The organism is Streptomyces sp. CA-146814, assembly GCF_050942385.1.
In the GTDB taxonomy this organism is placed as follows: Bacteria; Actinomycetota; Actinomycetes; order Streptomycetales; family Streptomycetaceae; genus Streptomyces.
Map to the genome: position 1 here is coordinate 3,853,655 of NZ_CP192068.1, position 12,054 is coordinate 3,865,708.

Here is a 12,054-nt window from a genome sequence, read left to right on the forward strand (position 1 = left end):
CACCGCCCCTGTCGTGATGATGTTCAGCCCACGAGCGCCTTGGGCTTCCCCTCGCCGCGCGGCCGTTCGTCGACCATCTTGCCCCAGACGATCAGCCGGTAGGTACTCGTGAACTCCGGGGTACAGGTCGTCAGCGTGATGTAGCGGCCCGGCTCGGTGAACCCGGATCCGACCGGGATCGGTTCGATCACCGAGATGTTCGACGGCGAGGTCTGCGGCAGGATGCTGGTCATCTCGTACGTGTAGTACGCGTCCCTCGTCTCGACCACGATCGGGTCGCCGGGGCTGAGCTTGTTGACGTAGCGGAACGGTTCACCGTGGGTGTTGCGGTGGCCCGCCACGGCGAAGTTGCCCTGCTCGTCCTCGGGCATCGCCGTCTTCAGCTTGCCTTCGCCGTAGTGGCCGAGCATGCCCCGGTCGAGGACCTTCTCCTTGTTGATCCCCTCGGCGATCGGGACGACCACGTCGAGCTTGGGGATGTGCATGATGGCGAAGCCCTGGCCCGGCGCGAACACCCCGGGCTTGCCCGCCCCGGTGGCCCACTCCTCCTGGATCTTGTCCGTCTCCCTGCCGGCGATCTGCTCGGCCCGGACGTTGGTCCACCAGAGCTGGTAGGTGACGAACAGCAGCATCAGGACGCCCAGCGAGATGAAGATCTCGCCGACGGCCCGGCTGGCGACCACGGCGGGACTGTCCTTGGCCGCCTTTGCCGCCCGCCGCGCCTCCATCCGGGACATGGGTGCGGCGGGCGCGCCGGGACTCGCGGCCGCCGGGACGGGACGGCGGCCGCCACGGCCCTTGGCCGCCCGCCGCCGCTCGGCCCGCCCTCCGGTGACCGGTTCGGCCGGTTTGGCCGGAGCGGAGCGTTCAGCCGGCTCGTACGACGCGTACGGCTCGGGCCCTTCGGACGGCTCCGCGACTATTCGCCGGGTGTCCGCGGTCCGCAGCCCCAGCGTCTCGCCGGCCGGAGGCACCACGGGAGCAGGCCCAGGAGAGTGGCCGGGAGAAGGGCTGGGAGAGGGCGCAGGGGCCTGCTGGGAGCCGTACCAGTCCCGCTGGTATCCCTCGGGGTCGTACCACTCGCCCGGGGCCCCCTGAGGCTCCTGAGGCCCCGCGTACGCCTGCGGCTCCCCCTGCGCGCTCTCGCTCCGGAACCACGGGGAGGCGTGCTGCCCCGGCAGCGGGTCCTTGAGCGGGTCCGGCAGCGGGTCGTTGAGCGGGTCGGCGAGCCCGTCCACCGCCGCGACGAACGCCCCGTCGGCCCCGTAAGCCCCACGCGCGTACGGGCCCTGGAGCCCGGTGCCGTCCTCGGGGCGGGGTGCGGTCACGCCGCGGCCTTGCCCACCACCGGCGCGAGACCCGCCGACCGCGCCACGGCCCCCTGGTCGCCGCACTGCTCCAGCCAGTTGGCGAGCATCAGGTGGCCGTGCTCGGTGAGCACCGACTCGGGGTGGAACTGCACGCCCTCCACCGCCCGGTCCCGGTGGCGCAGCCCCATGATGATGCCGTCCGCCGTACGCGCGGTGACCTCCAACTCCGGAGGCAGCGCGGCCGGTTCGGCGGCAAGCGAGTGGTAGCGGGTGGCGGTGAAGGGGGACGGCAGTCCGGCGAAGACGCCCTTGCCCTCGTGGTCCACCGGCGAGGTCTTGCCGTGCAGCAGCTCAGGAGCACGGTCGACGACCCCGCCGTACGCGACGGCCATCGACTGCATCCCCAGGCAGACACCGAAGACCGGAACGCCGGTGTCCGCGCAGTGGCGCACCATCTCGACGCAGACCCCGGCCTGCTCGGGGGTGCCGGGGCCGGGGGAGAGCAGGACGCCGTCGAAGCCGTCCTGGGCGTGGGCGGTGGTCACCTCGTCGTTGCGCAGCACCTCGCACTCGGCACCGAGCTGGTAGAGGTACTGGACGAGGTTGAAGACGAAGCTGTCGTAGTTGTCCACGACGAGGATGCGTGCGCTCACTGCCCGGCCCCTGCCCCACCGGCGCTGTCGCCGTCGACGGTCACATCACCGAACGGGAGCAGCGGCTCCGCCCACGGGAACACGTACTGGAACAGCGCGTAGACGACCGCGAGAACCAGCACGAGCGCGATGATGCTCCGCACCCATGCGTTGCCCGGCAGATGCCGCCAGATCCAGCCGTACATGCTGACCCCTCCGTTCGGTACTCGCACCAGATTAGAGTGCCGCGGCCGGAGAGTGGGTCAGCCTGTGGAAAACCCCGGCCGGTCCCGGCTCAGCCGGTGAGGTCCGGCGGCCGTCCCTCGCTCACCGGCCGGGTCGCGTCCAGGTGCGCCCAGGCGATCAGCCGGTGGCTGCTGCCCCACTCGGGCTCGCAGGTGGTGAGCGTCAGATAGCGGCCGGGGCCCTCGAAGCCGGAGCGGCGGGGGACGGGGTCGACGACGGCGGTGTCGGTGGGCACGGTCCGGTAGGGCTCCCTGGCGATGCGGTACGTGAACCAGGTCGTGCCGTCGTTGACGATCACCGCGTCCCCGGGGCGCAGCCGGGGGAAGTCCTTGAAGGGGTCTCCGTACGTCCGGCGGTGCCCGGCCACCGCGAAGTTCCCGCGCTCTCCGGGCCGGGCGGTGCCGCTGTAGTGGCCGAGGCCCTTCTGCAAGGTCCTGGCCTCGGTGTTCTCCAGGACGGGCCACTCCCAGTCGGCGCCGAAGCGGGGGATGTGCAGCGTCGCGAACGGTTTTCCGTCGCGGTACGGGGCCGGGGCGGAGGCGGCGGTTCCCGATGGAGCGGCCACGGGTTCCTGGGCCCAGCGGCCGCGGAGCGTCTCGATCTCGCCCTCGGCCGCGTCGGCGGCCTTGACGCCCGTCCACAGCAGGACGTAGGCGACGAACAGGACGATCAGGGCGCCGACGGTGATGCACAGTTCGCTGAAGGTCCGGACGACGAGGCGTACCGATCGCACCGACGGTCGTGACGACACCGGACGGCCTCCCCGGGGATCAGCTCGGGCTCACTCCACAGGCTTCGCGTGCTGGAGATCCACTGTGCCCGAGTAACCGGGAAGAGTCACCGCGTCGTCCTCGTCGACTTTCCAGCCCAGCCCGTACGCCTTCACGTACAGCTGGTAGTTCTGGATCGCCGTGGAGTCGTCGAGCGCCCGCTTGAGCTTGCCGGGGTCGCCCACGGCGGTGACCTTGTACGGCGGGGAGTAGACGCGGCCCTGCAGGATCAGGGTGTTGCCGACGCAGCGGACCGCGCTGGTGGAGATCAGCCGCTGGTCCATCACCTGGATCCCGCGCGCCCCGCCCTGCCAGAGGGCGTTCACCACGGCCTGGAGGTCCTGCTGGTGGATGACCAGGTCGTTGGGCTGCGGCTCGGGGTAGCCGGGGTTGGCGGTGGCGTCCGGCGGGGCGTCGTTGAGGGTGACGCTGACGGCGTCGCCGGTGATCTTCGTGGTGCCGGCCGCCTTCTCCAGGGCCTTGAGCTTGGCGTCCTCGGCCTCGGTGGATCCGTCGTCGCGCTGGGCGAGGGCGTCGATGTCCGCCCGCGCGGAGGCGACCGAATCGTTCAGCTCGGCGTTGTGCTCGCTGCGTTCCTTGATCAGGTCGGAGAGCTTGAGCAAGGAGGAGTCGCTGCGCAGATTGGTGCCCTTGGCCGTGTTGGCACTGGTGACGAAGATCAGCCCGGCCAGGGCGAAGACGGCAGCGGTGAGTCCCCGGGCCGCCCACGTGGAGGTGTGCCGGACCGGCTCTTCGGGAGAGTCGGCAGAATTGCTCAACGTACCCTTATCTCATCGGGCGCCATGGAAGCACTACGCTAACGGACGCCCGGGGGAGCCAGCATGCCCCCTCTGGCCATCCCCGCCCCGGCGCCCGCCACAGATCCCTGCGCGGTCACGCAGCGCATCGACAGGAGAGTCCCTCGTGCCGAAGTCACGTATCCGCAAGAAGGCCGACTTCACGCCGCCCGCGACGAAGCAGGCAACGGCCATTAAGCTGACCAACCGCAGTTGGGTCGCTCCGGTGATGCTCGCCCTGTTCCTCCTCGGACTGGCCTGGATCGTGGTGTTCTACGTGACCGAGGGCGATCTGCCGATCGACGCCCTGGGCAACTGGAACATCGTCGTGGGCTTCGGCTTCATCGCCGGTGGCTTCGCCGTCTCCACGCAGTGGAAGTAGCGCGTCCCTAAAACACACAGCATGGCCCGAGCGCAAGCCCTGCCCTGAGTTACCCACAGAGTTATCCACAGCTGGGGGAAAAGGTCAGACGATCTGTGGATAACCTCCACTCAAGTTGACGCCGGTGTGACTGCAGCCTCCCTCGTCGAGGGGGGGCTGCATCTCGTATTTCAGCGGGAAAGACCCAGCTCAGCGATGGTGGGCACAGATGTTCCCCTTGCCATGCACAAGGCCGGGCACTCACTGTGGACAACTAAGGTCTGTCCTGGGGGCGGAGCCCCCTTCGGAGCGGCTCAGCTCAGGGACATGAGCCGCTCAGCTCGGGGACATCAGCCGGCTCAGCTCAGGGACATCGTGCGGGCGACGATGATCGCCACCGACGCCAGCAGCACCAGCGCACAGGTCCCGGCCTGCACCGCCGTACGGCGCTCGCGCGGCGCGTGCACCAGCCCTATGGCGATCAGCACGCCCGCGACGAGACCGCCCACATGGGCCTCCCACGCGATGCCGCCCATGGTGAAGGTGAAGACCAGGTTCAGCGCCAGCAGGATCAGCACCGGCCGCATGTCGTAGTTCATCCGGCGCATCAGCACCGCGGTGGCGCCCAGCAGGCCGAAGATCGCGCCGGAGGCGCCCAGCGACGGCTGGTTCGGCGCGGCGATCAGATAGGTCAGGGCACTGCCGGCCAGCCCGGAGAGCAGATAGAGCGCGAGATAGCGGACGCGGCCGAGCGCGGCCTCCAGCGGTCCGCCGAGCCACCACAGACCCAGCATGTTGAACCCGATGTGCCACACCTCCTGGTGCAGGAACATCGAGGTCACCAGGCGGTACCACTGGCCCTCGGCGATGCCTTCGACCGAGCCCGGCGGCGGCGTCGGGTCCCAGGCGCGGCCGAGCAGCACCAGATCGTTGAGCAGCGACTCCGGAGCGGCCCACACCAGGACGAAGACCGCGAGGTTGATCCCGAGCAGGATCTTGGTGATCAGCCGCGGATCGGCGGCCATCGTGCCGCCGGCCAGTGTGCGGGGCCTGCTCGCGGCGGGGTGGTGGCCGGTGCCCGAGCCCTGGCGTACGCAGTCGGGGCACTGGAAGCCGACGGAGGCGCTGACCATGCAATCGGTGCAGATCGGCCGCTCGCAGCGCGTGCAGCTGATCCCGGTCTCCCGATCGGGGTGGCGGTAGCAGGTCGGCACGGCCTGGCCGTTCTCCGGTGCGCCCCGGTCCGCCGGCGGCTGCTGGTCCATCGGTCCTGGCCTGCCTCTCGGTCTCACCCCGGGCGCCGCTACACACGGCCGCCCCGCTGGTCCGCTATGTAACAGTACGGACGGGCGGGGCGGTTGGTTCCCGGCGAGCGGGACGTCAGCGGGTCTCGACGGCGACCGACTCGATCACGACGTCCTGGAGCGGGCGGTCGGTACGCGGGTTGGTCCCGGTGGCCGCGATGGCGTCGACGACCTTGCGGCTCGCGTCGTCCGCGACCTCGCCGAAGATGGTGTGCTTGTTGGTCAGCCAGGCGGTGGGCGCGACGGTCAGGAAGAACTGCGAACCGTTGGTCCCGGGGCCCGCGTTGGCCATGGCCAGCAGATACGGCTTGGTGAAGGCCAGGTCCGGGTGGAACTCGTCGGGGAACTTGTAGCCCGGGCCACCGGTGCCGTTGCCCAGCGGGTCGCCGCCCTGGATCATGAACCCGCTGATGACCCGGTGGAAGACCGTCCCGTCGTACAGCGGGTTCGTGGACTTCTCGCCGGTCGCGGGGTTGGTCCACTCGCGCTGCCCGGTGGCCAGCTCGACGAAGTTCTTCACCGTCTTGGGGGCGTGGTTCGGCAGCAGCCGGATCTCGATGTCGCCCCGGTTGGTCTTCAAGGTGGCGTAAAGCTGCTCGGCCACGGTCTGCCTTCCCTCATCCTTCGCTGACGTCCGCCGATCCTCCCACGGACCGGGAAACGTACGGCCGGATGCCTGGTGGAACGGCGCGTTCACCGCCGAACCGTGGCATTGTCGTCGGCAGACTTCACGTGCACCTTTTTACTGGCTTGAACCGTTATGACATAAAAAGCGATCATGACCCGGATGCCCGTCCCGAGTGCCGGTCATGGCCGCGACAGGCATGATTTCGAATTGGGCGGAAAGGCGGAGTACCTACCCGCCACCAAGGAGGAGGATCCCGTGACCCGCATCGACAGCGTGCGCGCCGCAACCGACTCGGCCAGGGACAGCGCGCAGCACGCCGCGGAAGTGGTGGCGCCGTACGCCGACACGGCCAAGAAGCAGGCTGCACTGTACGCGCACGAGGCCCGTGTCCAGCTCGCGCCCAAGGTGACGAAGGCCGCCAAGCAGGCCCGTGTCCAGTACGAGTCCCACCTCGCACCGCGCCTCGAACAGGCTTTGGCCCATGTGCCGCCGAAGGTCGACGAGGCCGCACAGCGTGCGGCGCACTCGACCCGGAAGGCCGCCAGGACCGCAGCCGACTACACCGCGCCGCGCGTCGAGCACGCCAAGGCGGTGGCCGTGCCGGTCGCCGAGCAGGCGACCGCCCGGAGCGCCGCCGCGCTGGCCGCGCTGCGGAGCAACGTCACGGCCAAGGAGATCCAGAAGCTGGCCCGCAAGCACGAGCGGCGGGCCAGGGCCGGCCGGGCGACCAGGGGCCTCCTGGTACTGGGTGTCCTCGCCGGTGGCGCCTACGCCGCCTGGCGCTGGTGGGACAAGCAGGCCAACCCGGACTGGCTGGTCGAGCCGCCGGTCGCCACCGAGGTGGGCGACGAGGGTTCGCCGCTGAGCTCGGTGGACGGCAGCGGCCAGGCCGTGCTCGACCCGGAGGTCAAGGCCAAGCAGGCCGAGGCCGAGGCCAACGGCGACACCCCGGGCCTCGACGACCGCCCCTGAGGCCGTCGGTCCCGTAAGCGCACACAGAAGAAGAGAACGCCGGTTCCCCCAAGCCCTCACGGGCCCAGGGGGAACCGGCGTTCTCTTCTTTCCGCGCGTGCGGCACTATCCGCGCGTGCGGCTCTTTCCACGAGGGCAGCTCTTTCGGCGCGTACGGCCCTTTTACGGCTGCCGCCCTCGCCCGCGGTCGACCGCCGTCCGGGTGACACACTGATCCACGAGCGGTCGGCGTGAGCGCGGACCGCCCCCGTCCTCACGAAAGGTCCTTCCTGTGGTGCGCATCCCCCGGCCGCGCAGGGCCGTCGTCGCGGCGGCGGCCTGTGCCCTGACCGCCGGAGTCCTGGTCTCATGCGGCGCGGACTCCCCGGGCGAAGGCGTCACCGCCGCACCGCACGCCGGCGACGCGGCCTGCGAGCAGCTCGCCGACCGCTACCCGGACCGCCTCGGCGGCCAGGACCTGACCTTCACCGACCGCCCCGGGGTCGCGGTCTGGGGCGAGAACGCGATCGTGCTGCGCTGCGGCGTCGAGCTGCCCGTCCCGACCCCCGACCCGTGCGCGACCGTCGACGGCGTGGACTGGGTCTTCCGCGAGGACCGCTCGGAGGACGACGGGAAGATGGTCGTCACCTACGGCCGCGACCCGGCCGTGGAGGCCGTGGTCTCCGATGACGTCGCCGCCGTGGACGACGTCCTGGTCGACCTGTCCGTGCTGGTCAAGCCCGTGAAGACGTACACGAAGTGCATCAGCCTGGACGACGTGGAGCCTCCGGCACCCTCCGGATGACGCCGCGGCGGGCCGCTTTGCTTGTGCTCAGCGCCGAGCGTCAGGCCACCCCGGGGCCCGCGCCCGAGATGCGGAACCCGGAAACACAGAACACCCTCCGCCCTACATCGCGTAGGTCGGAGGGTGTTCGTCGATGTGGAGCCTAGGAGATTCGAACTCCTGACATCTGCCTTGCAAAGGCAGCGCTCTACCAACTGAGCTAAGGCCCCGAAACACAGCAAACAAGGACATCGCCGAGCACGTCCGTGCTACGGCAACCGTCGCAGACCAGAGTACCGGGTGCTCCGCCCAATCTTGCAAAAGGATAGGACTCCCGGTGGACGACCACGCTCCGTAAGATGCTCGACGAGGTTCGCAGCAGCGAAGCCGCAGCGAAGGGGAGACGCAATGGACGCAGCGCAGCAAGAGGCGACGGCAAGAGCCAGGGAGCTTCAGCGCAGTTGGTACGGGGAGCCGCTGGGGGCGCTCTTCCGTCGGCTGATCGACGATCTCGGCCTGAACCAGGCACGGCTCGCCGCGGTTCTCGGGCTCTCCGCCCCGATGCTTTCGCAGCTGATGAGCGGCCAGCGCGCCAAGATCGGGAACCCGGCGGTCGTCCAGCGCGTCCAGGCACTTCAGGAGCTGGCGAGCCAGGTGGCGGACGGCAGCGTCAGCGCGGGCGAGGCCACCGACCGGATGGAGGAGATCAAGAAGTCGCAGGGCGGGTCCGTCCTGACCGGCACCGGCCAGACCACCTCGACCGGCGGCGCCCCCACCGTCCGCCGTGTGGTGCGCGAGATCCAGTCGCTCCTCAGGTCGGTCTCGGCGGCCGGCGACATCATCGATGCCGCCGACGCCCTCGCCCCGACCCACCCCGAACTGGCAGAGTTCCTCCGGGTGTACGGAGCCGGCCGCACCGCGGACGCGGTCGCGCACTACGAGGGACACCAGAGCTAGCGGTTCGGGAGCACGACGGAGCCAGGGCCTCGCACGGCCGGGGTCCCTGGTCCCCGCAGGATCGCGGGCGATGAACATGAACTGGGAGCGGGCACAGCGCAATGGGTGAGGTCTTCGCCGGTCGGTACGAGCTGATCGATCCGATCGGACGTGGTGGGGTCGGCGCCGTCTGGCGGGCCTGGGACCACCGGCGCCGCAGGTACGTCGCGGCCAAGGTCCTGCAGCAGAGCGACGCGCACACGCTGCTGCGCTTCGTCCGCGAGCAGGCGCTGCGCATCGAGCACCCGCACGTCCTGGCCCCGGCGAGCTGGGCCGCCGACGACGACAAGGTCCTGTTCACCATGGACCTGGTGAGCGGTGGTTCGCTCGCCCATGTCATAGGCGACTACGGTCCGTTGCCGCCGCGCTTCGTCTGCCTGCTCCTGGACCAGCTGCTCTCCGGGCTCTCCACGGTGCACGCCGAAGGGGTGGTGCACCGCGACATCAAGCCGGCCAACATCCTGATGGAGGCCACCGGAACGGGCCGCCCGCATCTGCGCCTCTCCGACTTCGGCATCTCGATGCGCAAGGGCGAGCCGCGGCTGACCGAGACCAACTACGTGGTCGGCACGCCCGGTTACTTCGCTCCCGAGCAGATGATGGGCGCCGAGCCCGACTTCCCGGCGGACCTCTTCGCGGTCGGCCTGGTCGCCCTCTACCTCCTCCAGGGCCGGAAGCCCGACTCCCAGGCGCTGGTCGAGCACTTCGCCGCCCACGGCACCCCGGGCGCCCCCGACGGCATCCCCGAGCCGCTCTGGCAGGTGCTGGCCGGGCTGCTGCAGCCGGACCCGCAGGCCCGGTTCCGTACGGCGACGGGGGCGCGCAAGGCCCTCACCGCGGCGGTCGAGATGCTGCCCGAGCCCGGCCCCGACGACGAGCCGGTGGAGGTCTTCGACCAGATCGGGCCGCTGCCCGCGGGGTTCGGCCCCGACGGCCCCGTAAAGGCCGCCCAGCCGTCGCCCCAGGCGTCCCAGGAGCCTCAGCTCTCCCAGGAGCCTCAGCCCTCCCAAGAGCCTCAGCCCTCCCAGACGCCTCAGCCGCCCGCCTCGCCCCCGCCGCCCGTCTCCATGTCGGAGACCGGCAGCTTCCACCTGGCGCCCCCGCCGCAGCGGCAACAGGCCCAGCCGCAGCCCCAGTTCCCCCAGCCCACGCCCGTCCAAGCGCCCGTCACACCACCCCCGTACGCCGTCGGCGCCCCGGACCCCTCCCAGGCGCCGACCTCCGGCGTACCGCACGACGCCTCCGCGACCCGCCCGTACACCGCCCAGCAGCAACACCAGCCGCCACCACACTCCTTCGCCGCCCACGCTCCGGCGCACGCCCCTGCTCCCGCACCCGCTCCCGTACGGCAGACGCGGCCGGGACCGCCCCCGAAGGTGGCGGTCCCGGTGCTGGTGGTGGCGCTGATCTGCTTCGCGGTCGGCGTCTGGGCGCTGACCCAGATGTAACGACGGCCCGCTACCAGCCCTGCTGCGGCGGTCCACCGAACGGCGGTTGCTGCTGGTGGACCTGACCGGGACCGCCGGCGGCGGCCGCGCGGCGGCGGGCCAGCAGGGTCCAGGCGCCGAGGCCGAGCACCAGCACGGCGCCCGTCCCGAGCGCTCCCGCCGCGACGACCTGCATCGTCGCGCTCTTCGCCGCCTTCGGAGCGCTGTCGCCGCTCTGCGCCAGCTCCTTGTCCTTCTCGGTCACCGCGAAGATCCCGGGGTCACCGTCGTACGGCGACGGGCCGGCCTGGTTCTTCACCTGGACCGACATCGTCAGCGCGATCGGGTCCTTGCCGTAGCTCTCGGCGACCTTCGGGCTGAGCGTCACCGACAGGTAGTACCAGCCGGCGAAGCGCAGGGTGCTGACCTGCGAGCTGTAGTCGTACCGGTTGCGGTACGCCACCGGCGGCAGCGGCTTCAGCGCCGTGCTCGCGGACTTGCCGGAGTACGAGAGGGAGGTGTCGGTGATGTGCCCCTGGGCCGGGTTGTCCAACGACAGGGTGAGCGCGTTGCCGATGAACTCCGTGGAGTCGACCGTGGTGTTGCTGAGCACGGCGGAGGCGTAGATCTGCTGCCCCCAGTCCAACGGCACCCGGTAGAAGCGGGTCTGGCCGGGCGCGATCTCGTCGATCCACTCACCGGTCTTGAGGCTGGTGGCGTCGTAGTAACTGCTGCCGCCCGTACGCTTCTGCGCCTCCACGTCCAGCGGTGCGGGCGTGGCGGAGGGCCAGTCCTTCGGCGCGGTGGTCTCCGTCGGCCCGCCGCTCCCCAACGCGGGCTCCTCGACGAAGCGGAGCTCCAGATTCCAGGCCTCGGGGCTGGATTCGGGCTCGCTCTCGCGCTCGACGAGGACGTCGTACGTCCCGGCCTCCTTGCAGGTGGTGCTCGACCCCTTGCCGATGGTCCGGTGGGCATACGCGGCGATCGGCCGCGGTGTCTCGCCCGAGCCGAAGGTGGTCTGGTTGGAGCTGCACCGCGAGTCGTTGAGGTCCCGGATGCTGACGGTGATCCCGTCGCCGTACTCCACCGAGCCGCCGCTCTTCGGCACCGCGACCGCCGAGACATAGGCGTCGGTGAGGCTGTCGAGCTTCACCCGGTAGTAGAGCTGCTCGCCCGGCGAGATGGAGCTGCGGTACACGGCGCCCGGCTGCAGGACCGAGGCTTCGGCGTTGCGCTCCGCACCCTGCACGTTCTTCGCGCCGGGATCGAAGGCGTACGCCGGTGGGCCGTCCGCGTACGCCTGCCCGGGCAGCGCCGCCACGGCGCACATCGCGGCGAGTGCCGCCAGCATCGCCCGCCCCCTGTTGCGCTGCCTCTTCACGCGCTCCCCCTCGTCGTCGCCATGGCCGCAATGCCGGTCCATCCTGCCCCGGCCGCACCACTGCTGTCTCCGGCCGGAGCCGGATTGCCGGGCTTATCCAGGTATCAGCCGCGACTGCCACCCTCCGGGGGGCCGCTCAGTGCATTTGCTCCAGCAAGCTACTGATTTGCTCAGGTGAACTCAAGACAGCTGCCGTCACGGTCCCGCAACAGCACCCCCGCGCGCACGGACATCCCCACGGCCGCCCCCACCCGCCCCCGGACAGCACGAAGCCCCGGCCGCTCAGCGACCGGGGCCCGTAACAGACTGTGCCGTCTCACACACCCGAACCTGCGGGCACGGAGTCGGTCGCCTCCGTCCACAGATCCTGCTCGGCGCGATCCGCCTGGATCTGGCGGTACACGAGGAGCCCGCCGATGGCAGCCAGTGCGACCAGGAGAAGCTTCTTCACCGCGCGACCTCGTCTT

The 12,054-nt window shown here is 70.5% G+C and carries 14 protein-coding genes and 1 tRNA gene; 5 read left to right on the forward strand and 10 right to left on the reverse strand.

Going from position 1 to position 12,054, the window contains the following annotated elements; translation table 11 throughout:
- Positions 1 to 23: 23 nt before the first annotated feature.
- The 5 genes from ACQP09_RS17030 to ACQP09_RS17050 all read right to left on the reverse strand — a co-directional run bounded on the left by ACQP09_RS17030 (position 24) and on the right by ACQP09_RS17050 (position 3,737).
- On the reverse strand, positions 24 to 1,328 hold the full coding sequence (locus ACQP09_RS17030) for a class E sortase (RefSeq protein ID WP_433400425.1): 1,305 nt from the start codon (positions 1,326 to 1,328) through the stop codon (positions 24 to 26).
- Positions 1,325 to 1,963, reverse strand: coding sequence for an aminodeoxychorismate/anthranilate synthase component II (locus ACQP09_RS17035; RefSeq protein WP_366388659.1), 639 nt, complete (start codon positions 1,961 to 1,963; stop codon positions 1,325 to 1,327). The genes ACQP09_RS17030 and ACQP09_RS17035 overlap by 4 nt, the downstream gene beginning before the upstream one ends.
- Positions 1,960 to 2,148, reverse strand: coding sequence for a hypothetical protein (locus ACQP09_RS17040; protein WP_018489811.1), 189 nt, complete (start codon positions 2,146 to 2,148; stop codon positions 1,960 to 1,962). Before ACQP09_RS17040 ends, ACQP09_RS17035 begins: the two co-directional genes overlap by 4 nt.
- Before the next feature lie 89 nt (positions 2,149 to 2,237).
- On the reverse strand, positions 2,238 to 2,939 hold the full coding sequence (locus ACQP09_RS17045; RefSeq protein ID WP_433400428.1) for a class E sortase: 702 nt from the start codon (positions 2,937 to 2,939) through the stop codon (positions 2,238 to 2,240).
- A gap of 30 nt (positions 2,940 to 2,969) precedes the next feature.
- On the reverse strand, positions 2,970 to 3,737 hold the full coding sequence (locus tag ACQP09_RS17050; protein WP_404061342.1) for a DUF881 domain-containing protein: 768 nt from the start codon (positions 3,735 to 3,737) through the stop codon (positions 2,970 to 2,972).
- A 145-nt stretch (positions 3,738 to 3,882) separates the two neighbouring features.
- Here ACQP09_RS17050 and crgA point away from each other — a divergent pair, with 145 nt between their 5' ends.
- A complete protein-coding gene (crgA, locus tag ACQP09_RS17055; RefSeq protein WP_404061339.1) occupies positions 3,883 to 4,137 on the forward strand; it encodes a cell division protein CrgA in 255 nt (84 codons plus the stop codon).
- Between the two features lie 338 nt (positions 4,138 to 4,475).
- On the opposite strand, the gene ACQP09_RS17060 is transcribed toward crgA, so the two are convergent.
- Both ACQP09_RS17060 and ACQP09_RS17065 read right to left on the reverse strand, forming a co-directional pair.
- Positions 4,476 to 5,381 (reverse strand): rhomboid family intramembrane serine protease, encoded by a 906-nt coding sequence (locus tag ACQP09_RS17060; RefSeq protein ID WP_433400432.1) that lies wholly within the window; start codon positions 5,379 to 5,381, stop codon positions 4,476 to 4,478.
- Between the two features lie 115 nt (positions 5,382 to 5,496).
- Complete coding sequence (locus tag ACQP09_RS17065; protein ID WP_404061333.1) at positions 5,497 to 6,024, reverse strand: peptidylprolyl isomerase; 528 nt, start codon at positions 6,022 to 6,024, stop codon at positions 5,497 to 5,499.
- Positions 6,025 to 6,303: 279 nt separating this feature from the next.
- On the opposite strand from ACQP09_RS17065, the gene ACQP09_RS17070 reads away from it, so the two are divergent.
- A complete protein-coding gene (locus ACQP09_RS17070; protein ID WP_433400436.1) occupies positions 6,304 to 7,020 on the forward strand; it encodes a DUF5324 family protein in 717 nt (238 codons plus the stop codon).
- Between the two features lie 271 nt (positions 7,021 to 7,291).
- Complete coding sequence (locus ACQP09_RS17075; protein ID WP_433400439.1) at positions 7,292 to 7,804, forward strand: DUF3515 family protein; 513 nt, start codon at positions 7,292 to 7,294, stop codon at positions 7,802 to 7,804.
- A gap of 136 nt (positions 7,805 to 7,940) precedes the next feature.
- Here ACQP09_RS17075 and ACQP09_RS17080 read toward each other — a convergent pair.
- Positions 7,941 to 8,013 (reverse strand) — tRNA-Ala (locus ACQP09_RS17080).
- Between the two features lie 178 nt (positions 8,014 to 8,191).
- On the opposite strand from ACQP09_RS17080, the gene ACQP09_RS17085 reads away from it, so the two are divergent.
- The gene (locus tag ACQP09_RS17085; RefSeq protein WP_356749696.1) at positions 8,192 to 8,740 is read left to right on the forward strand and encodes a helix-turn-helix domain-containing protein; all 549 of its coding nucleotides are present in this window, start codon (positions 8,192 to 8,194) and stop codon (positions 8,738 to 8,740) included.
- A gap of 101 nt (positions 8,741 to 8,841) precedes the next feature.
- Entirely contained in the window at positions 8,842 to 10,227 is a 1,386-nt protein-coding gene (locus tag ACQP09_RS17090) for a protein kinase domain-containing protein (protein WP_433400442.1), read from the forward strand.
- Between the two features lie 10 nt (positions 10,228 to 10,237).
- On the opposite strand, the gene ACQP09_RS17095 is transcribed toward ACQP09_RS17090, so the two are convergent.
- Complete coding sequence (locus ACQP09_RS17095) at positions 10,238 to 11,557, reverse strand: hypothetical protein (protein WP_433406631.1); 1,320 nt, start codon at positions 11,555 to 11,557, stop codon at positions 10,238 to 10,240.
- A 346-nt stretch (positions 11,558 to 11,903) separates the two neighbouring features.
- The gene (locus ACQP09_RS17100) at positions 11,904 to 12,038 is read right to left on the reverse strand and encodes a DLW-39 family protein (RefSeq protein WP_003958712.1); all 135 of its coding nucleotides are present in this window, start codon (positions 12,036 to 12,038) and stop codon (positions 11,904 to 11,906) included.
- Positions 12,039 to 12,054 lie beyond the last annotated feature (16 nt).